Origin of the sequence: Exiguobacterium sp. S22-S28 (assembly GCF_043359615.1) — a bacterium.
GTDB lineage: Bacteria > Bacillota > Bacilli > Exiguobacteriales > Exiguobacteriaceae > Exiguobacterium_A.
Genome location: NZ_JBHFFC010000015.1, coordinates 1 through 24,949, shown reverse-complemented (window position 1 = coordinate 24,949; position 24,949 = coordinate 1). Strand labels below are relative to the sequence as shown.

Below are 24,949 nucleotides of genomic sequence, written 5' to 3'. Positions count from 1 at the left end.
AACTTAAACATCCCTCTTCAGCCTGTCCTTACTTCACTTGTAATGTAGCCAGTGTCGTCGCATCAAGTTGTGTCACGAGTTTTTTAAGTAACTCTTTTGCCGCATCATAATCATCCGTATGCATGATCGATGCGTGTGTATGGATGTAGCGTGCCGGAAGACCAACGACCGTCGTTGGAATCCCGTTGTTCGAACGGTGAATGACCCCGCCGTCCGTTCCGCCTGCTCCGACATAATATTGGTACGGAATGTTGTTTGATTCTGCTGTATCCAAGACGTAATCCGTCATTTCTTTTGATAAAATCATGACACTATCCTTAATCCGTAACAACGGACCTTGTCCAAGCTGTCCGAATTCCGTTTTATCCCCTGAAGCATCATTCGCCGGTGACGCATCAACGACAAAGGCGACATCCGGATCGATGAGGCTGGTTGCCGTTTGGGCACCGCGTAATCCCACTTCTTCTTGGACCGTTGCGCCTGAGAATAAGACATTCGGATGATCCGACGCCGTCGTTTCTTCCAATAACTCAATCGCCATGCCGACGCCGTAACGGTTGTCCCATGCTTTCGCCATGATTTTTTTCGGATTGGCCATCGGTGTGAACGGGAAGAATGGAACCGCCGGAATACCCGGACGAATGCCAAACGACTCGGCTTCTTCTTTCGAATCTGCGCCGACATCGATGAACATATCTTTGATTGCCATCGGCTTATTCCGAACCTCATCCGTCAACAGATGGGGCGGAGTTGATGCAATGATTCCTGGAATGATGCCGTTGTCTCCGCAAATCGAGAAGCGTTGCGCGAGCAATACCTGGCTCCACCAACCACCGAGCGGCTGAATGCGGAGCATCCCGTTTTTCGTGATTTGCGTTACCATGAACGCCACTTCGTCCATATGACCGGCGACCATAACCTTTGGACCATCCGTTTTCCCCGTCCGTTTCCCGAAAATCGAGCCCAGACCATCCATGACGATTTCGTCCGTTACCGGCGTGATCCGTTCTTTGACGAACCGTCTGACGTCATGTTCAAAGCCGGGTGCACCATTCAATTCCGTTAGTGTCCGAAACAACTCTTTTGTGTTTTCATTCATATGTATCGCCTCCTGTTCATTCATTATACAAAATTTTGCTTCAATCACTTAACCTTTTGTTTCTCACTGAACGATTTATTTGGTACAGTAGGAATAGAACCTGTAAGGAGGGGAATTTTAATGAAAAAACGCTATTGGATTATCGGTCTCGCAGCAGCGGTCGTTGCCGCTTTCGCAGTCAAGAAGGCTGTCGACAACAAACAACTCTCTGCCGAGGAAGCGCTCGAAATCACGAAACGCACATTTTCAGCAAAAGGACGTGTCCAGGGTGCATGGATCTCTGCAACACCAGAGGCGTACGCATATGAGTCACGTGACTACCAGAGCTACAAAGGTGGCATCTCGGTCCTTGAAGGTGACGACGAAAAGACGTATCAATTCACAGTTGATGCGGAAACAGGTGCTTTACTCGAATACGCATAATAAGTGGACCATGCTTCGATTGACGAAGTGTGGTCTTTTTTTGAGGAGGAGAAGTTCCCTATGGAGACGCTCGCCACGATTTTTGTACTCATCGTCGCATTAGAACACTTTTATATTTTGGCGCTCGAGATGTTTTTCTTATCGTCTCGTCCCGCGTTGCGTACATTTAATTTAACGAAAGAAGCTGCCTCGGATCCACGCATCAAGACGCTGTTCGCCAATCAAGGGTTGTACAACGGCTTTCTTGCTGCCGGTTTGATTTTCGGATTAATGCTCGGATCGTCCGCGGTTCAACTGTTTTTCCTCGCCTGCGTCATCATTGCTGCGCTTTATGGAGCCGCGACGGCCAATCTTTCAATTCTCTGGAAACAAGGTTTACCTGCAATGATCGCTTTTTTACTCGTTTTGTTTGTTTGAATCAAAAAACACCCGATGTGAGCCATATGGTTCACATCGGGTGTTTTGCTGTGTCTTAATCAACGCGGGTTGTCATTGCGTTCGTAGATCGGATTCATGTATTCCGTAGTTGAATACAGGCGTGGTACGACGACATACAAGATGACAGCTGGTACAGCAATCAATAAGATCATCAGTAACATCGGCAACCAGTAGACTACTTTTTGTTGCAAGTTATCAGAATTACTGTTGATGTATTCTTTGACGCCATCGATTTTAGCCGCATCTGCACTTGTAAGTAATTTACCGCTGTCTGCGTTAAAGAAATGGATTTCACGTTTAATTGTAATAAAGATGCCATCACGGACCGTTTCAAGTACAGCGATTCCGCCGATTACCTGTTCACCTTTTTCACCAGTGAATGTTTTTGGATCTTCAATTTCTACAGAACCTTTTTTATAATCGTAATGCGTACTCTTTAAATCCTCGTCAAGTGCTTTTTGCATAGATGACGTATCAATCGCAGCAAATACCGATTGTCCGATACTCAATGCGAAAAAGAGTGCTGTTACGAAGGCTAAGCTTTTTTTCCACATCCCCAAATTCCCCCTTTACCTGTAAATACAGTTCTTCAGTCAACAACATTGTACCAATTAATAAGAAAAAAGTGTGAAAGAAATGCTAGGAAAATAAGAAAACTTTTTGTCCAAATTAATTATCGTATGTCGCTTCCATCCGATAAATCGGTTGACCCAGTGCTGAGAATCGTTCTTCGTATTCCGTTCTGACGTTATTTTCCGGCTCGTTGACATGTAAATCAAGCGACATCCAATCAAACGTCATCCCGTAAGCGGACATCGTCATCAGACTGGATTCAAATAATTTCCGGTTATCCGTCTTAAAGTGAATCTGACCTTTGTCCGGTAAAATGTCTTCGTATGTCGAAAGGAATGTTTTGTACGTCAAGCGGCGTTTCGCGTGACGTGATTTCGGCCACGGATCCGAGAAGTTCAGGTAGACGCGGGCAACTTCACCTTTTTCAAAGAAATCACGTAAGTCTTTGGCATCAACCGTCAATACCCGTACGTTTGATTGTGGTTGGTCCACTAATTTCTGAACGATTGTGACGGCGACACTCTCAAACAGTTCAATCGCAATAAAGTTGATCTCCGGATATTGATTGGCCATCCCGGTGATGAACGCTCCTTTTCCCGAACCGACCTCAATGTAGATCGGATTGTCATTCTTGAATTCGTTTGACCAATTCCCTATTAATGTCGCTGGGTCTGCTATATAGATGGAGGATTGTTCTTTCATATAATCCAGTGCCCACGGTTTGTGGCGTAAACGCATACTGCTCATCCTTTCGATTCTTAAATTATCCGCAGATAAGTTTATCATGATTCGGGTAAATATATAAGGTGTTCTTAATTTACGCTAAAAAGAAAGTTCAGCAGATCGTCACTTGAGAATAAGTGAGCAATCTACTACACTTACAGTACAAAGATTCCTAAAGGAGGTTTTTTAACGTGGATGACTTCTTAATCAGCTGGGCTTCTCCGATCGTTCTTGTCATGGGTGTAACTGCTCTCTTCGTCTGGGCGACATTCGGGAAAGTGGATGCGGAATAATCATAACGTGTCAGACATCTTGTGTTCATCACAAGGTGTCTTTTTTAGTTTCTGAAGGATTGACCTTGGATTATTTTTGAAACAGATGTATACTCTTCACGAAACAGTTTTTATATTACAGCTATCGAACAACCAAAAACACTGGTAGAAAAGGAGAATTGTAATGACAGAAAAACAAAACAGAAAAAAAGAAGATATAATACAGAAGAAAACAGGGGCAGATTTAGTTGTCGATACCTTGATCGAACAAGGGGTCGATTACATTTTTGGAATTCCTGGAGCAAAAATTGATTCTGTTTTTAATGTGTTGCAAGACCGTGGACCGGAATTAATTGTTGCCCGTCATGAGCAGAATGCTGCATTCATGGCACAAGCCATCGGTCGTTTGACGGATAAACCGGGTGTCGTTCTCGTCACGTCAGGACCAGGTGCTTCAAATCTCGCAACCGGTCTTGTGACAGCAAACTCGGAAGGTGACCCTGTTGTCGCGATCGCCGGTGCCGTTACGCGTGCCGACCGTCTGAAACGAACACACCAATCGATGGACAACCAAGCGCTGTTCAAACCGATTACGAACTTCAGCGCCGAAGTACAAGATGCGGATAACATTCCGGAAGTCTTATCCAATGCTTTCCGGACGGCTGAAACGACATCAGGTGCTGCATTTGTCAGTATTCCGCAAGACGTCGGATTAAGTGAATCCAACGTTACATCCTTTAAAGCCGTGACGACACCGAAACTCGGTATTGCTCCGGAAGAGTGGATTGACGAGACGGCTACTCTAATCGAACAAGCGAAGTTGCCGGTCTTGTTACTCGGCATGCGTTCCAGTCAGCCACGCGTTGTCGAAGCGATTCGCGCTTTATTAAAACGTGTTTCCATTCCAGTCGTCCAGACGTTCCAAGCAGCCGGAACATTATCACGGGAGCTTGAATCAAATTTTTACGGACGTGTCGGTTTGTTCCGGAATCAGCCGGGTGATGCCTTGCTCGCTGAAGCGGATCTTGTATTATCCATTGGTTATGATCCAATCGGTTACGATCCGAAATTTTGGAATCAGCCGTCCCATGACCGGACATTGATTCACTTGGATCAGATGCGGGCTGAAATCGATCATTTCTATCGCCCGGACCGTGAACTCGTCGGTGATGTCGCAGCCACGATCACTGCGTTATCTGAACGCCTCAATACACTGACGCTACCAATAAGCTCAACTGAGTTCTTACACGGGCTCCAAAAACGTTTGGAAGAACGGGACATTCCGCCGATTGCCAAGGATTCACCATTGACTCACCCACTCTACTTCATGAAGACATTACGGGAACAGATTGCCGATGATGTGACAGTCACGGTAGATGTCGGATCGCACTACATTTGGATGGCTCGTCACTTCCGCTCATATGAACCGCGTCACCTTCTGTTCAGCAACGGAATGCAGACGCTTGGTGTTGCGTTACCGTGGGCCATTGCCGCAACGCTCGTTCGTCCGGGCAAAAAAGCCGTTTCAATTTCCGGTGACGGTGGATTCCTGTTCTCAGCGATGGAACTGGAAACAGCGGTCCGCTTAAATGCTCCACTTGTTCATTTTGTATGGCGCGACAGCGGATTCGATATGGTCGCGTTCCAACAGGAAATGAAATACAAACGGAAATCCGGTACCTCGTTTGGTGAAGTCGATCTCGTGAAATATGCTGAAAGTTTTGGCGCGAAAGGATTGCGTGTCAATCATCCGTCCGAGCTCGTGGCCGTCATGGAAGAAGCATGGAAAACCGAAGGACCCGTTATCGTTGATGTTCCGATTGATTACAGCGATAACATCACACTGGGGAAAGAAGTGCACTTGGATCAACTTAACTGATAAGGAGTGGAAGGCATGAAACAGGATGAGACTTTGCTTCAAATTTCAACGATGATGGCCTTACTCGACGGAGTGTTCGAGAGCGAAACACGGTATGGCTCGATTCTTGAAGGACACGACTTCGGAATCGGTACATTTGATCATTTGGATGGTGAAATGATCGGCTTTGACGGTTCATTTTATCAGCTTCGATCGGACGGCAGTGCCCGTCCTCTTGACCCGAACACGACAACACCATTTTGTTCTTTGACACGGTTCACTCCCCAACAAACACTGTCCGTCGATAAGGAAATGACGAAAAATGACTTTGAACAATGGTTAAGTGCGCAACTCGAAACCGTCAATAGTTTTTATGCAGTCCGAATCGAAGGACAGTTCAGTGAAGTCAAGACACGGACAGTGGCGCGCCAAGAAAAACCGTTCCCTCCGATCACGGAAGCTGTCGCGACGCAGAGCGCCCGGACATTTAAACAAATCGAAGGTACGTTAGCCGGTTACTTTACCCCTCGGTTTGGTCACGGCATTGCGGTCGCCGGTTATCACCTTCACTTCATTGATCAGGAACGGAGCGGCGGTGGTCACGTATTTGATTATACGGTTCAAAATGTGACCGTTTCTTTCGAAGAGAAGCCGCGTCTTGATCTCCGGCTTCCGACGACCGCCTCTTACCGTGAAGCAGATCTTGAGAGTCATGACATTGAACAAGAAATTAAGCTAGCGGAAGGTTAAAAAAAACGTGCGGACACAAATCGTGTCTGCACGTTTTTTCGTAATCCGATCAAAATTTTTCTCATCTCGTCATCCTTGATCCGGTTCCAGCAACTGTTCTAAAAACAAATAACTGTCCTCGGCATCCGGATGATTGGTGTCTTCATACCAGTAAATGGAGAGCACGGCTTGCGCCACCACATACCAATGCATCCGTTGTTTCAGTTCCGCTGTTAAAGGATGCCCGTAATGCGCAAACCATTCCGGCCAGTCTTCCTCATCGACATAACTGTACAGCATCATCCCAAGATCATAGGCACGATCCGCGATAATGGCATCATCCCAATCATTGAGATACAGATGACCATCTGTGCCGATCAGCCAGTTGTTATGATTTAAATCCGAATGGCAGACCACCTGTTCATCCGTTCTGATCTCAGGTAATCGATTTGTCAAATAACCGATGGCCTGTTTAATCAGTTCAGGCTGTTCCAATTCTGACGGCTGAAAATACAAACGGCACTGCCGCAACAGTTCGTCCGGCTCAATCGGCCGCTGATCCAGTTGTTGTAACATGAATAACAATTCTTTTGAGTCATGAATTTTCCCGAGTAACCGTGCTACCTCGGGACGATCCATCATTTCAGGATCCAGTTCCTGACCTTCGATGAATTGTTGGGCACTGATGACGTCCCCACTGTAAATTCGTTTTGTCCACAGCAGTTTCGGTACGATACCATCCGCTGATAAAATCGCCAAAAAAGGCGAGGAGTTTCGTTTTAAAAAGAGTTTCGATTGACCAGTTGAGGCAATATATGCTTCTCCCGTAATTCCACCTGCCGGCGTAAGGGTCCAGCCTTCGCCAAGCGCATCTAAAATATCTAGTTCCATTATAATCCGCTCAACTTTTTTAGTAGATTTGCCTTAAGGCACAATGCTTATCTTAACATGTGGCGATTGTCGTTGACAACGGAAGGACCGTGATACGCGAAACCCCCTTCTCTACCGGTGTAACAGAGGCCTCATCCCCGTGGACATGGACGTTCCACCTCGGATGATCCAACGCGATTTCTATTGTTTCGGATGTCACATTATGCACGACCAACGTCCGTTGCCAGGCATCATACGAATGAACGGCTTCTACTTCGTAAGCAATCACTCCCGGCTGCATCGGCAGAAAATGGAACAATTCCTGTACTTGGTTGGCACGATGCAATCGAAATCCACCGTGCATTCGGCGAATTTGTAAAATGTTTTTTAAATAATCGACCATCTTTGCATGGCGGTCGCGTAAAGTCCAGTCCATCCGATTGATCGAGTCGGGTGAATTGTAGCTGTTCTCGACCCCTTGTTTTGTCCGTCCGAATTCTTGTCCTGCATGTAAAAACGGAATGCCCGCAGACAAAAAGACAATCGTTTGAGCCAAGCGACTCATCCGCAAGCGATCTGACTCACTTATATCAGGCCGGGCCAATTCCAGTTTGTCGTACAGTGTGTGATTGTCATGAGCTTCGACATAATTGATTGAATACGTCGGTTCCGGAAAGCGCCCGGTTGTTTGACCGGTTAAGGTCACGCTGCCAGCCATTCCGTTGCGAACCTCACCTTCCCGCCAACCGTCCCCGGAAACAAATCCACGATCGTGTTCATTAAAGGTCGATCCTTTTAAAGCATCCCGAAACACATCATTGAAGTGTCCGATTCCCGGCATCTGCGAAGCAACTGCACTGGTCGCTTTTTGTCGTCGCGGCAACGGCGTCGCCAAATCCCAACCCTCTCCATATACGAGAATCGTCGGATCAATGGCATCCAAAGCCGTCCGGACATGATTCATCGTCTCGATGTCGTGGATTCCCATTAAATCGAATCGGAAGGCATCTACTCGAAAGACGCCTGCGAAGTAAGAGAGACAATCGACAATCATCCGGCGCATCATAAACCGTTCTGACGCCGTATCATTTCCGACACCCGTCCCGTTCGCTACTGTTCCATCCAGTTCATAACGGAAATAATATCCGGGTACTAAATGCTCGAGCGCCGATTGTTCACGAATGTAGACGTGGTTCATGACGACATCAAAGGTTACCCGAAGTCCGGCTTCGTGCAACCGTTCAATCATTGCCGCATATTCTAAAATCCGAACTTTCGGATCCATCGGATTACTGGCATAATTGCCTGTGAGTGCAAACCACTGTACCGGATCATATCCCCAGTTGTAAGGCAGACGACTGATTTCTTCCGTCGTCGTAAAAAAATGTACCGGTAACAGTTGAAGATGGGTTACTCCAAGCTCCAATAGATAATCGATTCCTGTCGTCCGTCCCTCGGGTGAGAGCGTCCCTGCTTCCGTCATGCCAAAATACTGCCCGGGATATGCTGAACCCGAAGAGCAATCTTTCGTAAAATCGCGGATATGCGCTTCATAAATGACCGCATCTGTCGGTTTAATCAAAAAGGGTCGTGCCTGGCGTTTCGGAAAGTGACGGCGAATCTCATGCTCAACGTCCAGCAGGACTCCGAAACGACCGTTTACACTGACTGCCTTTGCATACGGATCTACCACTTCATGTATCCCCTCGTACGTCGTGACGCGGTATCTATAAAAACTGTTTTCCCATTCCCGCGGGACGTCCAAGCAATGAACCCCCTGCTTGTAACGGATGAGTTCCTGAACTTCAATGACTGTCTCATCTTGATCGTAACGGAGACATTCGATCCGGTCCGCGAGCGGAGACCAGACCCTTAAGGAGATCGCGTTTTCTTCAAAAACAAGACCGATCGGCCCTTCATACCTGTATTTTTGATCAAACGCCGGCGTACGGACGATCCGATTCGGCAGCACGCGGATTCGTTCTTGATCAGGCAAGATGATTTCATAACACCGCTCGAGTTCAATTGCTTGATCGAGCTGGAGTGTCTGCTTAAAGAGTCCATCCGCTTGTTCCCGTCCTTCGATGAAAAAGTCCACCTGTTGCCCATCGGCTTCAAGTGAAAAGTCATCCATTTCGAACGGGATTACCGTCTCCATCCTAATGCTTTGAAAGGTCATGAACTCGACAGACAGCAAATTGACTTGTTGCGTTCCTGTTTTATGATTCATCATCTGTTTCGCGGCAATCGGATATGTTGCCGCTTCCCTCCCTATTTACGAATCCGCTCATTTTCTTGATTGGCAAGTGCCGTTTGAAACGTAACCGAAACCGTCTCTTTTAATATTTTTTCACATACACGCATTTGAAACGCCTTTGTATGAAGAGCGGACATGTTCATCTTTCGCAGCCACTCCGCAAAGTCCACTTTACTGACGTACGTTGTCGTCGTTTCTTTCGGGACCTGATCAAAATATCCTTTTGAAGCAATCACGACCCGTTCAATCGGTAACATCAATTCCGTTCCTAAGATCATGCGTAATATGTCTTCCGTCCGCTTCAAGCTGATCAGCGGATTAATGATGTTTTTAGGTGATACTTTAAAAGGTTGCTCTTTCCACAGCTTATTCCGCTTAATATGATAAATGCTTTCTTCTCCATCGAGCCAATCCAATACGTAGATGGCAGATGGTCCTACGACAAACGGACTGAGTTCAACTTCCCCTTGCTGATACTGAATGACCGCCCGGTAAAACATTCCGAATTGATCGTTTAACAGATGAAGCATTTGATAAAAGTCTAAGTGACGTCTCAAAGGAAGCCGAAAAATATCTTCCTCTGTCGCACCTCCTGCCACAAACACCAACTTTTGAACTTCAACCCGTTTTTTATACCATTTATCAAAAGCAGGCTTTGAAATTTGTTTACCCGGTACTTGAAAAGTTTCTGCTTTTTTGAACGGTTGCCACCACTTCTTCGGGCGTACAATCGTCTCACCGGGAAATAACTCACCCGTCTCCCATTTTTTCAGAACGTTAGCATAGTCAATTACTTGCTGCTCTTTAAAACGTTTGGAGACTTCCAGCGGATTTCGCTCATATCGGCTCTCTAAATCATATAGTTTCATCAATAATGCCATTGTATCACCTCATTGTTTCTTTCTGAGTTGAAATCGTGCATCTGCTTGATACCGCGGTCGTTCAGCAGGATAAATCCGGTAAAGAACGATTTCTTTTACAGGCACGGCAACAGCAGGCATGTGTTCAGGTGGAAGATATGTAACTTCCGGATTCCACTTTTTCGCCAGCGTGACGTGCGGAACAAACGGTTTAGAAGGCTCGGGATTCAGTTGATGTGCCAGCTGAAACAGTTTTTCTTCGTATCGCGGTCCGGCGGCAAATACCCGTGGACGTTCAACTGATCCGAATCGTTCGAGGTGATCTAATTGTAAAGTAAAAGGAGACACGTGTTGCGTAATCGCTTCAAGCCTTTGCCGCCACGCTGTGTGTTCTTCCGCCGCCAATGCTCCTAAAAATCGTAACGTCAGATGGTACTCCTCCAGTTCGTAGACGGTCTTATAATGACGGTCTAGCAAAAGCGTTTCCGCAAAGTCTTTTAACGCCTCGTCAGCGACTGGTATGGCAATGAAGTAGTGCGGTTGCATCCGAATCACTCCTTAACTTTTGCACTGATGAAGTAGAAACATGCGCCTAACAAGCTGCTACCTGTATATACCCAAAAAACCGTATAGATGGTTCCTTCGTCCAGGACTTTACCGCTCATTAAATTGAATAGGGCAGTGGCAAGACCGGTCGTCGTCGCCATATAGGTACTGACTGCCGTCGCAACGATCGACGGGGAAACAAGGGAGCGTACATAATCCAACGCCACAGGAATCAACAAACCGATGATGAAGCCTTGCAGCGCCGCAAGCACCCATAATGTCCAAATCGGTGGTTCAAGCGCCAATATACCGGTCCGAACAGCCGACAAAATCGAAACAAATACCAAAACCGGAATCGGACCAAAACGAAGCATCATTCGGGTCGCAATCCGCATGAACGGAATTTCACAGAGTACTGCCACGAAGAACAAAGTACCGACCAGTGCCGTCGATTCGCCGCGAATCGTAACGTAGCTCCCGAAGTAATAGTTATTGGCAAAAATCGGTCCAAACACTAAACTTCCACCCGCTAAAAACAACAAAAACCGCTTGTTCGAAAATAAGGCCGTCAGCGGGACATGGTCACGTTCACGTGATACGATCGGAGTCTCCTCGATTCCAAGCAGGACAAGGAATCCAAGGACCAGCGCCGTTCCACTGGCATAAAAAATCATGCCGAGCGATCCTTGCTCCGTCACTTGTCCGAGAACAAAAACGGCAAGCGCAAAACCGGCGGACCCAAACAACCGTAACGCTCCGTAGTCGACCGATTTTCGTTTCGAAAATTCAATCGCCAGCGTATCAACCAACGGAATATGGGCACATTGGAACAGGGCCCACAAGGAAGCGATCAATAACAGTAACACATACACCGATGTCAGCAAGTAACTGACCGTCAACAGGCCTGCTGCAAGTAAAGCGACCAGTAACAATCGTTTCGGTCGTCCGAGTCGATCCGCCGCCAATCCCCAAACAGGTTGAAGAACAATCGACAAAATCGGTCCAACCGAAACAATCGTTCCAATTTCAGTTGCTGATAACTGAAAGGCATCATTGGAAAAATAGAGTGCCAAATAAGGAATAAGTGCACCTTGCCCAAAAAAGATAAAGAAATAGAGCGCTTGAAAATGATATTTTTGACGATGGATCACGCGATTCAATCTCCTTCAAGAATCAATCCCCCCATCACAATGGATGCGGGGGATTCCTTTTATTAAATATTTTATTTTCACCCGAACGTTTATTTTGCCAGTTCGTAAATCGCCTCGGCATAAATGGCGACAGCTAATAGCAACTCTTCAAAATCAACATACTCATCCACTTGGTGCGCTACTTCCGGTCCTCCTGGGAAAACCGGTCCAAATGCGACGCCTGCCGTTAACGAACGGGCGTATGTGCCGCCACCAATGGCAATCAAGTCTGCTTTTTGATTGGTCTGCCGTTCATAGACGGCACTCAGTGTGCGAACCAGTTCATGATCCGGATCGACATGGTGCGGCGTCATGTGGGTACGTGTCTGTAATTCAAAGCCGTATGCAGCAGCAGCTTCTTTAATCAGCTGCAACCGTTCCGTAAAGTCCGCACTGTACGGATAACGAATATTGATCGAAGCTGTCCCTTGCCCTTGCTCATAACGGAACACGCCTCCATTGATTGTAAGATCTCCTGTCTCATCGGAAGCTGCGACACCAAGTGCCACACCGCGCGAATCCCGGAACATGTGCGCCGTCATCTCAAGATAACGTCGTCCGTTATAGTCCAGATGAAGCGTGTTCAAGAAGCGTGCTAAATGGAGCGCTGCATTTTTCCCGTTATCCGGTTCCATTGCGTGAGCCGCGACACCCATCACTTCAAAGACAAGTCCTTCTGCTGTTTCCTTGACTGTTCCTGTGACACCTTGAGCTTCTAAATACTGATGGAAGTCTTTTTCGATCGTTCCATGCTCCGCAATATGAACGGTTGCCGTGGCATGTCCGGGAACCATATTCGGACGTTCGCCTCCTTCAAAGCGAATCAGTAAATAGCCAGTATCCGCTGCTTGTACCGGCTTTCCTTGTGTGAGCAGACCATCGTAGAGCCCTTTCTCGGCATTAATGATCGGAAAATCGGCATCTGGTGCAAATCCGATTGTCGGCATTTCTTCATGCTTGAAGTAATGATTGACACAGCGCCATTCGCTCTCTTCATCTCCACCTGCAATCAGACGGATTCGTTTTGACAATGGAAGACCCAACTCTTTTACGATTTTTAAGGCATAATACGCAGCCATTGTCGGTCCTTTGTCATCAATTGCTCCCCGTGCAATCAATTTACCATCGACCAATGTCGGATTGAACGGTCCATACGTCCAGTTGTCACCACCGGCAGGCACAACATCCAAGTGGCAAAGAATGCCGAGTAATTCTTTTCCTTGACCATATTCCAGATGTCCGGCATATCCATCTACATTTTTCGCTGTGAATCCATCCCGTTCGCCTAGTGCAAGCATCCAATCAAGCGCCCGTTTGACTTCCGTTCCAAATGGTGCACCTTCTTGAATCGTCGTTTCATCGAGAACGCTCGGTATCTGTAACAACTCTTTTAAATCTGACAATAAATCCTCACGCCGTGCCAAGACTTCCTCTTTCCAATTGACCATTCGACTTCTCTCCCTTATGCGCTGATTCTTTCCTCTTCAGTATAGCGAAAATTTGACAATTACGAACATCTAAAATCCTAATTCTTTTATTATCAATGATTAAGCGAACAATAAAAACTTTAAAGTGTAATTCGTTCGCTTATGAGTATGTATTGAATGTATGTTTTTTGAAAACGTTCGGTTAAATTACTTGCATTCTATACTAAAAGAGTTATACTAAAGGCGAAACAACTAAATGATGCATCGTCTTTTGTCACCCGAAGTTTTAGGACACTATTCTATCCATTGGGGGAGTGGTTACATCAATGAAAGATTCTACAGACCGTATGTTGACCCGTATTAAATCAATTTATCTCTATATTAACGAGAACGGAGCTACTACGACAGCAGACTTGGTTGAAGAGTTCGGGATTACGTCGAGAACCGTCCAACGGGATCTGAACGTACTTGAATACAACAACCTCATTGTTAGCCCAAGACGCGGTACTTGGACATCAAGCAAAAAACAACGACAAGCCGGCTGAATTAGCTGTTTCCTGATGTGATTTTTCTGTAACGACGCGAATCCTTCGCGTCTTTTTTTGTTATTTTTTTTTCAAGCGGGGTATATCTATCTTGAGAAGGAGATGATGGTATGAATATTTTAATCATTGGAGCAAACGGAACAACCGGACGGAAAATGGTCGAATTGATCGGCAAACAGGAACAGCACCAAGCAATCGCTGTCGTTCGTGAAGAAAATCAAATCAACGACTTGATCGCATTAGGTGCATCAGAAGTCCGCCTCGGTGATTTGACGAAGGACGTTACAGGAGTCGTCAAGGATGCCGACGTTGTGATCTTCGCAGCCGGTGCCGGTGGTGCTTCCGAAGAATTAACACGTGCTGTCGACAAGGAAGGTGCCATCAAAGTCATCGATGCCGCGAAAGCAAATGGCATCCAACGCTTCTTGATGCTCAGTTCAGTCGGTGCCGATGATCCGCAAGGTGATCTAAAAGTTTATCTCGAATCCAAAGGTGAGGCGGACCGTCATTTAAAAGACAGCGGTCTTGATTATACGATCGTTCGTCCGGGCCCACTCAGTTATGATGAGCCGAGTGGTACAATCGAGACGAAAGAGCATTTTGAGTCGTACGAAGGACGCAAAGTCTCCCGGGATGATGTCGCAGCCCTCTTCGTCACATTAATCGATCATCCGACACAAACACGTCAGTTTGAAGTGTTAAGCGGACCATTCCCGATCGCGGAAGCACTCCGCAATCAATAATCAACAAAGGACGCCCTTCCATGAGAAAGGCGTCCTTTGTTTCATTCTGGTTTCCAGTCAAACAGGGCCAACTCGCCTCGTGTCAGTTCCCGGTATTCCCCTGCTTCAAGTGTGGGATCAAGCGGCAATTGCCCGATCGACAAACGTTTCAAATACGTCACTTCTTTTCCGAGGGCGAGCATCATCCGTTTGACTTGATGGAACTTCCCTTCGGTGATGGTCAACTCGAGTGTCGATGTTTCATCGGTTGCTTCCAAGATGACAAGCTTTCCGGGTTTCGTTTTGTACCCGTCTTCGAGCGTCACTCCTTCTGCGACTTCTTCAACGTCGTCCTCTGTCAACGTACCGATGACTTCGGCGTAATACACTTTTTCGACGTGCTTCTTCGGGGACATCAACGCATGGTTAAATGATCCGTCATTCGTCAATAACAATAACCCTTCCGTATCCTTGTCGAGTCGTCCGACCGGAAACGGTTTGAAATACGTGACATCTTCAAATAATAAATCAATCACGGTTTGATCACGTTTATCCTCTGTCGCACTGATGACACCCGGTGGTTTATTCATCATTAAATAGATGAATTTTTGATACGTGACAGGTTCACCGTATAACAGGACCTGTTGTTGTTCCGTATCAACGTGCTGTTTCGGATCATAGACGATTTCTCCATCGACTTGAATCGCACCGGATTTGAGTAATTGTTTCACTTCTTTTCGAGATCCTGCTCCCATATTCGAGAGTAATTTATCTAGACGCATTTCCTCGTCCTCGTTTCATAGAAATTTTTCGACCGAGCACCGCTTCTGCCAGTCCGCTCCAGATGGATAAACCCGCAAAGAGGACAATCCCGATGACGGCTCCAAGAATTAAAATAATTAAGGCCCCCATCATCGAGTCCGGAAGTACCGCCGATAAGCCCCATTTGACAAGCGCTACACTTGCTCCCATGATCGCACTGATAATCAGAATGAGTGACGTCCGGCGTAAGACCGTACTGAATGGGAACTTGACGGTTTGGGTAATTCGGAAGAACATTAAACCGGTCGCGACAACGTAACCGAGAATCGTTGCGTATCCAGCTCCTGTTCCGTCGCCGGTCCAGTGGATCAACGGTGCATTCAACAGGTATTTCGTCAGCAGACCGGCAAGTGTGGCGATGATCGTAAAGTACTGCCGGTTAATCCCTTGCAAGACAGCTGCCGTCACAGAGTATAAAGCAAGGAACAAAGCACTTGGCGCATAACTCAGCAAGTAGACCCATGCCGCTTGATCTTTCGGGAATAAAACACGGAATGTTTCTTCACTCAATAAAATCATACCGACGACTGCCGGAATCGTCACAAAAAAGGCCAATTGATAGATTTGAGAAATTTGTTTCCGGACTTTCTTCATATCACCTTGCGTAAAGGAGGCGGTCAAAAGCGGTGTCGCGGATAACGATAACCCGGTTGCGACCGATACCGGAATCAAGACGATTTTATGACTGTCGGCAATCAGATAAGCGGTCGCATTTCCTGCCGCTTCTAATGTATATCCAATACTTTGTAATGCTGCGTTCATCGTATTTTGATCAATCACTTGATACAGCGGTGTTGATAATCCGACCATCACAATCGGAATCGCATACGTCAACAGTTCTTTGTACAGTTCTGACAACGGACGATCCGGAGATACGACCGTCTGTCCATCCCGTAAAGCTTGCAGCCCCGGCGCCCGTTTCCGGAAATAATACAGCAGGACGACGACACTGCCGATGGCCCCGATGAAGGCACTGAATGTCGCAATCGTCGCTGCCCATGCTGCATCCGTATCAAATAAATAAATCGCAATGCTGACACCGGCAAGCAAAAAGATGATTCGGACGATTTGCTCCAAGATTTGTGAAATCGCCGTTGGTCCCATGGATTGATACCCTTGGAAATAGCCCCGCGTCATGCTCATCGCCGGAATGAGCAACAACGCAAAACTGACTCCGCGGATCGTCATCGTGACGGCATCCACATAAGAAGCGGAATCGACATCACCACTTGGGATTGCACGGTGTGCCAAATAAGGTGCCAGTAAAAATAAAGCTAAAAACGAAAGGATCCCGGTCAGCGACATGATTTTCAGACCTGACCGGTATAACCGTTCGCTCGTATCGTATTCGCCCATCGCGTTATATTTGGCAACGAACTTCGAGACCGCGACAGGAATACCGGCTGTCGCGAGACCAATCATGATGGCGTAATAGTTGTAGGCATACGTATAAAACATAATCCCCGTCGCCCCGACCATGAACTGAAACGGAAACAGATAAATCAAACCAAGGGCACGGGAAATGAGTGATGCACCGGATAACAGCATCGTTCCACGAACGAAGCCGGTATTGGCGGATGCAGTTTCTTGCTTTTTGCTCACAGTGGACATGATAACCTTCCTCGCACTTTCTATTTTTTCTTCGCTTAGCAAACGTCTCAATATACAAGTTCTCTCTTGCACAATTGCAAATCATTATAACGCTCAGCTTTGATAAAAGAAAGAGACGGTTTGTTTACAGTACAAACTTCTGCTAAAGTGGAACAAGCAGAATCCAACAAATGAGGTGACCACATGTATGATGTAATCGTAATCGGAGGCGGACCAAGCGGCTTAATGGCCACACTCGCCTCATTACAAGCAGGCGCAAAAACGCTGTTGCTTGATAAAGGAAGTAAACTCGGACGAAAACTCGCCATTTCCGGCGGCGGTCGGTGTAACGTCACAAACCGCAAACCACTGGATGAACTTGTCCAATCCATCCCGGGAAACGGTCGTTTTCTGTATAGTGCCTTTTCACAATTCAATAATGAATCGATTATCGAGCTGTTCGAAGGGTTTGGTGTGGCGCTGAAAGAGGAGGACAACGGACGGATGTTCCCGGTCTCCGATAAAGCAGCCGATGTCGTACGTGTTTTGATTGATCAAATCCGTCAACATGGGGCCGAGATTCAAATCAATGCGGAAGTCGCAACACTCGCTTTCCATCCGGACGGCTCATTTGCAGCTGTCTTGTTGGCTGACGGAACACGTCTCGAAGCCAAAAGCTGTGTCGTTGCTGTCGGCGGACAATCTGTTCCGCATACGGGTTCAACCGGTGACGGCTACCCGTGGGCACAAAAAGCGGGCCATACGATCACAGAACTTTTCCCGACGGAAGTACCGATTTTGCTCAATGACGCATTCATTCAAGAAAAGACACTGCAAGGACTGTCGTTGCGGGACGTCGCCTTGACGGTCCACGGAAAAAAAGATAAGCCGATCAAAACCCATACCGGCGATGTCTTATTCACACATTTCGGTTTGAGTGGTCCAATTGCGTTACGTTGCAGCCAATATACAATCAAGGAACGCAAACGGTCCGGCGAACGGATTGTGCATCTGTCGATTGATTTATTCCCGGAAGAATCACTCGGCGCATTGACAGAGCGTTTTCAAGCTGCCCTTTCTGCCAATCCGAAGAAAACAGTCCGGAATGCCTTTAAAGGATTTGTACCGGAGCGGTTGCTTGAGTTATTGTTTGCGCAAATCGGCTTCGGGGACGAAGTCTGCACACAAATCAAAAAGCAGGACTTCACGCAATTTTTAGCAATTTTGAAACGCTTCCCGCTTCAGGCAACAGGTACGCTTGATTTTGATAAAGCGTTCGTCACGGGCGGCGGCGTTTCAATCAAAGAAATCCAGCCGAAAACGATGATGTCGAAAAAAGCGGACGGTCTGTTTTTTGCCGGTGAAATCTTGGATATCCACGGCTATACAGGTGGGTATAATATTACCGCGGCTTTCGTCACAGGACATTGCGCCGGAACAAATGCGGCTTTGACCGCTCAATGACAAAAAGGCTAGTTCCTGCATGGGAGCTAGCCTTTTTTTAATCAATGGGCGTAAAGGAACGGCTCGAAAACTTATCCGTTTCGATGAGCGCAAACAACTCGTTGTCCTGTACGAAGATTCCTTCCGCACCGTAAACTTTCGGACTTGCCGATTCTCCCGTGATCGTAACCTCTTTCGTATCAATCGAGTATAAATACAAGGCTTCCGAATCCAGTGTGTAAATCCGTCCTTGGCGTTCCGCCAAGCCGATCGGTCGGAAATTTTCCGTAAAGGCTTTTTTGGCATCATCGCGCATACCGCTAACCGTGTCGATTCGTTTCCGGGCAACAATTGATAAATAAGGCGGCTTTTGCTTTTTTTTCAATTCTCGCTTTTCCTTTTCACTTGCGTCAGAGTCAATCTTAACTTCATCTTGTTTCATCGCAAAATACGTCAGTTCACTCCGTTTCAAAGACCGGATATGGTTAATCGTATAAAACTCTTTTTTCTTCATGTCGTAACCTAGCCCGTGGAAACTGTCACGAATCGTCGTTCCGGCTACCCGTTCTCGTCTGTCTTCTTTCCAGACACCGTCTTCCCGCTTGACTGTCACGAGGATTTGATTGGATGTCAGCAAGGCGACGGTTTCCCCGTCAACGAGCGTCATTCCATCCACGCCCGATAACATCAACCTTCCTTCGTCCTCAATTTGGAAGGATGCGTTGATCCGTTCCCCGGTTCCGCTGATTTCGAAAAAGCGGTAGTCTTCGGTCACGACAAGGTATGAACCAATCGAATCATCGTATAACATCTGTTGGACATTTTTGATCAACGGTTCCTCGGGATTCGGGATCGATGACGGGGTTTTCGGCGGGACTTGTTTGACCGCTGCTTGGTGTTTGGATTGTGTCTCGATTTTCGCAAACGTCTCTTGGATTTGTGCTACGGTCTCAGGTCTTGAAAAGACGAGGGACACACAAAGGATCAGACCGGAGACAACGGCAAAAATCGTTGTATAGACTATATAAGTTCGTTTCATTTACACAAATCGCCTTTCTGTCTCGGTTTCTGATTCAGTTTAGCAGAAGGCGCCCTAAAAAAAAAGCGGACTTGCGACGGATATAAATGAAACCCCCTCATTCTGACGACATCAGACAAGGGGGTTTTCTTTAGTTCGCTACGATATTGATCAGTTTTTTCGGAACGACGATGACTTTTCGAACCGTTTTGTCACCAATCCATTCCTGTGTTTTTTCATCCGCAAACGCAAGCGCTTCAATTTCCTCTTTTGTTGCTTCCATGCTGATGACAAGTTTTGAACGGACTTTTCCGTTGACTTGAATGACGAATTCCATCGTATCACTGACGAGTTTCGTCTCGTCAAATGTCGGCCAAGCGGCATACGTCAACGTGTCGTCAAAACCAAGCTGTTCCCATAACTCTTCACCTAAGTGTGGAGCGACCGGAGTCAACAACTGAATGAATCCGCGAAGGAAATGACGCGGTAAGACCGGTTGTTTGTTTGCTTCGTTAACGAAGACCATCAACTGCGAAATTCCGGTATTGAACTGAATATTCGTGAAGTCTTCCGTTACTTTTTTAACAGTCTGATGATAAACCCGTTCAAAGTCCGCATCGACCGTCGTCACATCTTGAATGTCCGCTGTCCGTTCGAACAAACGCCAGACACGATCAAGGAAACGACGTGCCCCGTCCAGACCGTTCTCCGACCAAGACACCGAGGCATCGAGTGGTCCCATGAACATTTCGTACAAACGAAGCGTATCCGCACCGTGCGACTTGACGATCTCATCCGGATTAATAACGTTTCCGCGTGATTTCGACATTTTTTCGTTGTTTTCGCCAAGGATCATCCCTTGGTTATACAACTTTTGGAACGGTTCCTTCGTCGGCACGACACCGATGTCATACAAGACTTTGTGCCAGAAGCGGGCATACAGCAAGTGAAGAACGGCATGCTCTGCTCCACCGATATAAATATCGACCGGGAGCCAGTATTTTAATTTCTCCGGATCTGCGATCGCTTCTTCGTTATGCGGATCGATGAAACGAAGGTAATACCAGCAGCTGCCGCCCCATTGCGGCATCGTGTTCGTCTCACGGCGTCCTTTAAGTCCTGTGACAGGATCCGTGTAATCGAGCCAGTCTTCTGCAAGTGCCAATGGAGATTCACCTGTCCCGGACGGCTTGATTTCCGGAATCATCGGCAATTCAAGCGGAAGTTCTGATTTATCAAGTGTCTTCATTGTTCCGTCTTCCATGTGGACGACCGGGATTGGTTCTCCCCAGTACCGCTGACGGCTGAATAACCAGTCACGCAACCGGAATGTGATTTTTTTCCGTCCGACTTGATTTGTCTCCAGTTCTGCGATAATCGTGTCGATGGCCTCTTGTTTTGAAAGTCCGTCGAGCATTTGTGAATTGACATGCTCGCCTTCTCCCGTATACGCTGCTTGGTCGACGTTGCCGCCCTTTACGACTTCGATGATCGGAAGGTCAAACTGTTTCGCAAATTCATGGTCCCGCTCATCGTGTGCCGGAACTGCCATGATGGCCCCTGTTCCGTATGTCGCTAAGACATAATCAGCAATCCAGATCGGAAGACGTTCGCCGGAAATCGGATTGACGGCAAAGGCTCCTGTGAAGACACCCGTTTTTTCTTTCGCAAGATCGGTCCGCTCCAAGTCCGATTTCGTCTGAACAGACGCGATGTACGTTTTGACGGCTTCTTCGTGATCGGTTGTCGTGATGTCCGCGACGAATGGATGCTCCGGTGCAAGGACAAGATAGGTTGCTCCGAATACGGTATCCGGACGTGTCGTAAAGACCGTCACTTGTTTTTTATGACCATCAATCGTAAAGTCGATTTCCGCTCCTTCCGATTTTCCGATCCAGTTCCGTTGCATTTCTTTGACGGATTCCGGCCAGTCGAGCTCATCCAAATCTTCGAGCAAACGGTCCGCGTACTCTGTGATTTTCAAGACCCACTGCCGCATCGGGACACGGACGACCGGATGATTTCCACGTTCGGATAACCCGTCGATGACTTCTTCGTTCGCAAGCACTGTTCCGAGCGCCGGGCACCAGTTGACGGCTACTTCGTCGACAAAAGCGAGTCCTTGTTCATACAATTTCGTAAAGATCCACTGTGTCCATTTGTAATATTTCGGATCCGTCGTATTGATTTCACGGTCCCAATCGTAAGAAAACCCTAAATCTTTTAACTGACGTTTGAACGTCTCGATGTTTTGAGCGGTGAATTCCCGTGGATCATTTCCTGTATCAAGGGCGTATTGTTCCGCCGGTAGACCAAATGCATCCCATCCCATTGGGTGAAGGACGTTATAGCCCTGCATGCGTTTCATACGTGCGAGGATATCCGTTGCCGTGTATCCTTCCGGGTGTCCGACATGCAGTCCTGCTCCCGATGGATAAGGAAACATGTCTAGCGCATAAAACCCTTCTTTTTCTGGATCTTCTGTTGTTACGAACGCATTGTCTTGCTCCCAACGCGCTTGCCATTTTGGTTCGATCTCGCGATGATTGTACGGCATCTCTATTCCTCCTCTGAATATACAAAAAAACCGGTCTCCGCCCCTAGGAATAGGGACGAAAGACCGGTTTGTCTCCCGCGGTACCACCCACGTTGTCTGCTGAAGCAGACCACTTGATTCACGGATAACGGTGTGAAGGACCGGATTCGCTACTTCTGTTCACGAATCATGCTCCCTGACGAGTTCAAGGATGATTCCGACTGGTTTGCACCGACCACCAGCTCTCTAAACGGAATGACTCCCTTACTACTTCAGTTCGTCGCAATGGACTATCTATGTGTTAGTGTAAGCTGAATCTTCCCTTATCGTCAACGGTTCCGTAAAATTTCTCCGATTGCCGCATGCGACGAAACGATATGGTCGGCGTGATGCAGGGCTTGTGCCGGCATTCGATCATCCAGCAAGGCGATGACTTCCATTCCCGCTTCCTTTGCCCCGATCATGCCGTTCGCTGCATCTTCAATGACGATACAGGCCTCCGGTGCTTGATCAATCCGTTGTGCTGCCAATCGAAAAATCGCCGGATCCGGTTTTGACCGTGGCACTTCAAATCCGCTTGTGTACGCATCGACCGTCAATCCGTAATGCGTGATGACGCGTTTGATTTTTTCAAGTGAACTCGACGACGCAATGGCCACCTTGTATCCTTCCGTCCGCGCAAGCGCCATCAACTCACGGACACCGTCTTTTAACCCACACTCTTCCGGCTTGGCATGCTGTTGAAATAATTCATGTTCAAGCGCAAGCAACGATTCCGTCGAATGCGGCAAATCATGTTGGGTGATCAGTTCCTGCCACATTTCGTCCCCTGTTTTCCCCATGAACGTCGCGTATTGAATACGATCGAGCGGAATCGCTAATGTCTGGAACATCTGCTGATGCACTTTAAAATATTGAATTTCACTATCCAGGATGACCCCATCCATATCAAAAATCAGACCGGTTTTTTTCATTCTGTTCCCTCCTTTCAATCAGATTACCAAAAAGGCGCGAAAAAAAGAGGACACTTCTTTTTTTCGCACCTTCTTTACGCTTCTAGTTTTTTCTTCGGTACTGCCCGGATGAATGTAAACCCAGCCACGATAATCAGTCCGATTAACGTCAAGAAGACGGCATTCATTCCTGAGACATCATAAATCAATCCACCGACGGTCGGACTGATCATCCGTCCGGCCGATGCTGCGATATTGACGTATCCTTGGAACTCCCCTTCTTTACCGATCGGCGCCAAGCGTGCTGCCATTGCCGGAACCGCCGGCCAGATGAACATCTCTCCGATCGTCAAGATGATCATGGCGACTAAAAACATCTTGAAGCCGCCGGCAAACGGCACAATCAAATAAGACAGCAGGAAGATACCGGTTCCCGTCAACAACTGACGTTTTAAATCATCTCCAAACCACCGCAAGACCGGTGTCAATAACGGTTGCGCAAACACGATCAACGCTCCGTTGATTGTCCAGAGGATCGAATACTCGGAAATCGTAACACCAAGGGATTTCGTGTGGACGGCAAACGTTCCCTGCCACTGGACATAGACGAACCATAACAACGCGTAACCGATTGATACGTACAGCATCGTCCGGACAGAAGCTCGCGATAACGGTTCACGTTCTTCGGCTCCTGACGTCGTCGTCTGGCGTTTCAGCGGATTCACTTGAATCCAGTTCAGTCCAACGAGTAACACCAGCGCAAACAACAGATACAACACGAGGTTCGCGATAAAAATAAATTGAATGTCGATTGCTGCAATCTGTCCACTGATTGCCGTTCCTAGCGCGACACCGACATTTTGGGCGACATAAATCGCATTGAAGGCGCGTCTTCCGCCTTCCGGCCAGATGACACCTGTCAACGCATAAATCGTCGGGAAAACCATTCCGCCGACAAATCCAATCAATCCAAGCATCAGAACGTATCCGGTGAAGGTCTGGTGGAACATCCATAATCCAACGGAAGCCAAAACGAGACCGACGACACTGATGACAAGTGTCCGTTTACCACCGAGCCGGTCAAACGCTTTTCCCCCAATATAGTTTCCGACGATGGCAAGCGCCGAGTTGACGAACAACGCCATTCCGGCTTTTGTCATCGATTCGCCTAAATATTCATGAATGTATAATGTATTAAACGGCCATAAAAAAGAGGATCCTGTTGTATTGATCGCCATCGCCAATACCAGAATCCAGACCGCACGAGGTAATTTCGGCATGATCAGTTTCCTCCAATATAGTTTCCAACCTTGCCACTTTACGAAATTGCATCGCACTCTGTCAAGGAACTTCGATTTAAACGAACAATCGGAAAAATGATACAATTGACTAAATGATCGGATTTGCGGGTACTTAGAAAAACAGAACAGCTATCAGGAAGAGGAGTTTACGCCATGTCACTTGCACGAGTATTACCTTACGCCAAAGAATTACTGGAGTCTGTCATCCATGAAGGGGATTGTGTCGTCGATATGACCGCCGGAAATGGTCATGATACACACTTTCTTGCCGAACAAGTCGGACCAAGCGGTCGGGTCATCGCGTTTGATGTCCAAGAGCAGGCGATTGAGGAAACGAAACGCCGGTTGCAGGCAGCCCATGTTTCGGAATGGGTCGATTTGTACCACGAAAGTCACATCCATGTCGGGGCACGCCTGTTTGAAGAACAGCGTCCGGTCCGCGCCGGCGTCTTTAATCTCGGTTACTTACCGGGGAGTGATAAATCGGTCACGACGACCGGCGAAGAGACGTTAGAGGCGCTCGGCGCCCTTCTGCCTGTCCTTGTACCTGGAGGATTGATCGTCCTCGTGATTTATCACGGACATATCGAAGGACGTAAAGAACGCGACGCTGTCCTCGACTATGTTTCGCTCCTGTCCCAACAAGATTATGCCGTCCTACAATACCGGTTCTTAAATCAACAAAACAATCCGCCCTTCATCGTCGCCATTGAAAAAAAGCTTAAAAAACAGAACATCGATTAAAAAAAGGAGG

The 24,949-nt window shown here is 47.3% G+C and carries 24 protein-coding genes and 1 other annotated feature; of the genes, 9 read left to right on the top strand and 15 right to left on the bottom strand.

The window, feature by feature from the left end; genetic code table 11:
• Positions 1-28 precede the first annotated feature (28 nt).
• Positions 29-1,099: a M42 family metallopeptidase gene (locus ACHA8N_RS04710; RefSeq protein ID WP_393964905.1), complete on the bottom strand. Its 1,071-nt coding sequence runs from the start codon at positions 1,097-1,099 to the stop codon at positions 29-31.
• 120 nt (positions 1,100-1,219) lie between these two features.
• On the opposite strand from ACHA8N_RS04710, the gene ACHA8N_RS04705 reads away from it, so the two are divergent.
• Positions 1,220-1,522, top strand: coding sequence for a PepSY domain-containing protein (locus ACHA8N_RS04705; RefSeq protein WP_012371126.1), 303 nt, complete (start codon positions 1,220-1,222; stop codon positions 1,520-1,522).
• Between the two features lie 60 nt (positions 1,523-1,582).
• Positions 1,583-1,939, top strand: a complete 357-nt coding sequence (locus ACHA8N_RS04700; RefSeq protein ID WP_393964904.1) for a DUF1304 domain-containing protein — start codon at positions 1,583-1,585, stop codon at positions 1,937-1,939.
• Between the two features lie 59 nt (positions 1,940-1,998).
• Here ACHA8N_RS04700 and ACHA8N_RS04695 read toward each other — a convergent pair whose 3' ends face one another.
• Positions 1,999-2,514: a hypothetical protein gene (locus tag ACHA8N_RS04695; RefSeq protein WP_393964903.1), complete on the bottom strand. Its 516-nt coding sequence runs from the start codon at positions 2,512-2,514 to the stop codon at positions 1,999-2,001.
• Between the two features lie 115 nt (positions 2,515-2,629).
• Positions 2,630-3,271: a tRNA (guanosine(46)-N7)-methyltransferase TrmB gene (gene trmB / locus ACHA8N_RS04690; protein WP_393964902.1), complete on the bottom strand. Its 642-nt coding sequence runs from the start codon at positions 3,269-3,271 to the stop codon at positions 2,630-2,632.
• A 176-nt stretch (positions 3,272-3,447) separates the two neighbouring features.
• On the opposite strand from trmB, the gene cydS reads away from it, so the two are divergent.
• The 3 genes from cydS (at position 3,448) to budA (ending at position 6,136) form a co-directional block, all read left to right on the top strand.
• Positions 3,448-3,549, top strand: coding sequence for a cytochrome bd oxidase small subunit CydS family protein (gene cydS, locus ACHA8N_RS17565; protein WP_455685996.1), 102 nt, complete (start codon positions 3,448-3,450; stop codon positions 3,547-3,549).
• 163 nt (positions 3,550-3,712) lie between these two features.
• On the top strand, positions 3,713-5,407 hold the full coding sequence (alsS, locus tag ACHA8N_RS04685; protein ID WP_393964901.1) for an acetolactate synthase AlsS: 1,695 nt from the start codon (positions 3,713-3,715) through the stop codon (positions 5,405-5,407).
• A 15-nt stretch (positions 5,408-5,422) separates the two neighbouring features.
• Complete coding sequence (budA, locus tag ACHA8N_RS04680) at positions 5,423-6,136, top strand: acetolactate decarboxylase (protein ID WP_393964900.1); 714 nt, start codon at positions 5,423-5,425, stop codon at positions 6,134-6,136.
• Between the two features lie 69 nt (positions 6,137-6,205).
• Here the strand turns inward: budA and ACHA8N_RS04675 are convergent, their stop codons facing one another.
• The 6 genes from ACHA8N_RS04675 to pepV form a co-directional block, all read right to left on the bottom strand.
• A complete protein-coding gene (locus tag ACHA8N_RS04675; protein WP_147510571.1) occupies positions 6,206-7,006 on the bottom strand; it encodes a phosphotransferase in 801 nt (266 codons plus the stop codon).
• A gap of 52 nt (positions 7,007-7,058) precedes the next feature.
• Positions 7,059-9,218, bottom strand: coding sequence for a type I pullulanase (pulA, locus tag ACHA8N_RS04670; RefSeq protein ID WP_393964899.1), 2,160 nt, complete (start codon positions 9,216-9,218; stop codon positions 7,059-7,061).
• Positions 9,219-9,256: 38 nt separating this feature from the next.
• Positions 9,257-10,123: a hypothetical protein gene (locus ACHA8N_RS04665; protein WP_147510569.1), complete on the bottom strand. Its 867-nt coding sequence runs from the start codon at positions 10,121-10,123 to the stop codon at positions 9,257-9,259.
• 9 nt (positions 10,124-10,132) lie between these two features.
• Positions 10,133-10,648, bottom strand: coding sequence for an RNA 2',3'-cyclic phosphodiesterase (gene thpR, locus ACHA8N_RS04660; protein ID WP_393964898.1), 516 nt, complete (start codon positions 10,646-10,648; stop codon positions 10,133-10,135).
• A gap of 5 nt (positions 10,649-10,653) precedes the next feature.
• The gene (locus tag ACHA8N_RS04655; protein ID WP_393964897.1) at positions 10,654-11,799 is read right to left on the bottom strand and encodes an MFS transporter; all 1,146 of its coding nucleotides are present in this window, start codon (positions 11,797-11,799) and stop codon (positions 10,654-10,656) included.
• 89 nt (positions 11,800-11,888) lie between these two features.
• Positions 11,889-13,286, bottom strand: coding sequence for a dipeptidase PepV (pepV, locus tag ACHA8N_RS04650; protein ID WP_393964896.1), 1,398 nt, complete (start codon positions 13,284-13,286; stop codon positions 11,889-11,891).
• 305 nt (positions 13,287-13,591) lie between these two features.
• Between pepV and ACHA8N_RS04645 the strand changes: the two genes are divergently transcribed.
• On the top strand, positions 13,592-13,810 hold the full coding sequence (locus tag ACHA8N_RS04645) for a DeoR family transcriptional regulator (protein WP_012371138.1): 219 nt from the start codon (positions 13,592-13,594) through the stop codon (positions 13,808-13,810).
• A 110-nt stretch (positions 13,811-13,920) separates the two neighbouring features.
• Complete coding sequence (locus ACHA8N_RS04640; protein ID WP_147510565.1) at positions 13,921-14,553, top strand: SDR family oxidoreductase; 633 nt, start codon at positions 13,921-13,923, stop codon at positions 14,551-14,553.
• 41 nt (positions 14,554-14,594) lie between these two features.
• Here ACHA8N_RS04640 and ACHA8N_RS04635 read toward each other — a convergent pair whose 3' ends face one another.
• Positions 14,595-15,314 carry a pseudouridine synthase gene (locus ACHA8N_RS04635; RefSeq protein WP_147510564.1) on the bottom strand — a complete coding sequence of 240 codons (720 nt, stop codon included), beginning with the start codon at positions 15,312-15,314 and terminating at the stop codon, positions 14,595-14,597.
• Positions 15,301-16,965 (bottom strand): putative polysaccharide biosynthesis protein, encoded by a 1,665-nt coding sequence (locus ACHA8N_RS04630; protein WP_393964895.1) that lies wholly within the window; start codon positions 16,963-16,965, stop codon positions 15,301-15,303. The genes ACHA8N_RS04635 and ACHA8N_RS04630 overlap by 14 nt, the downstream gene beginning before the upstream one ends.
• A 183-nt stretch (positions 16,966-17,148) precedes the next feature.
• Here ACHA8N_RS04630 and ACHA8N_RS04625 point away from each other — a divergent pair, with 183 nt between their 5' ends.
• Entirely contained in the window at positions 17,149-18,408 is a 1,260-nt protein-coding gene (locus ACHA8N_RS04625; RefSeq protein ID WP_147510562.1) for a BaiN/RdsA family NAD(P)/FAD-dependent oxidoreductase, read from the top strand.
• 37 nt (positions 18,409-18,445) lie between these two features.
• On the opposite strand, the gene ACHA8N_RS04620 is transcribed toward ACHA8N_RS04625, so the two are convergent.
• From ACHA8N_RS04620 to ACHA8N_RS04605, 4 genes are all read right to left on the bottom strand, one after another.
• Positions 18,446-19,426 (bottom strand): hypothetical protein, encoded by a 981-nt coding sequence (locus tag ACHA8N_RS04620; protein ID WP_393964894.1) that lies wholly within the window; start codon positions 19,424-19,426, stop codon positions 18,446-18,448.
• 130 nt (positions 19,427-19,556) lie between these two features.
• Positions 19,557-21,962 carry a leucine--tRNA ligase gene (gene leuS, locus ACHA8N_RS04615; protein WP_393964893.1) on the bottom strand — a complete coding sequence of 802 codons (2,406 nt, stop codon included), beginning with the start codon at positions 21,960-21,962 and terminating at the stop codon, positions 19,557-19,559.
• 48 nt (positions 21,963-22,010) lie between these two features.
• Positions 22,011-22,231 (bottom strand) — a binding site (T-box leader).
• A 39-nt stretch (positions 22,232-22,270) separates the two neighbouring features.
• Positions 22,271-22,915 (bottom strand): HAD family hydrolase, encoded by a 645-nt coding sequence (locus ACHA8N_RS04610; protein ID WP_393964892.1) that lies wholly within the window; start codon positions 22,913-22,915, stop codon positions 22,271-22,273.
• A 74-nt stretch (positions 22,916-22,989) separates the two neighbouring features.
• Entirely contained in the window at positions 22,990-24,174 is a 1,185-nt protein-coding gene (locus ACHA8N_RS04605) for an MDR family MFS transporter (protein WP_147510558.1), read from the bottom strand.
• Between the two features lie 174 nt (positions 24,175-24,348).
• On the opposite strand from ACHA8N_RS04605, the gene mnmM reads away from it, so the two are divergent.
• A complete protein-coding gene (gene mnmM, locus ACHA8N_RS04600; protein ID WP_147510557.1) occupies positions 24,349-24,939 on the top strand; it encodes a tRNA 5-(aminomethyl)-2-thiouridylate-methyltransferase MnmM in 591 nt (196 codons plus the stop codon).
• Positions 24,940-24,949 lie beyond the last annotated feature (10 nt).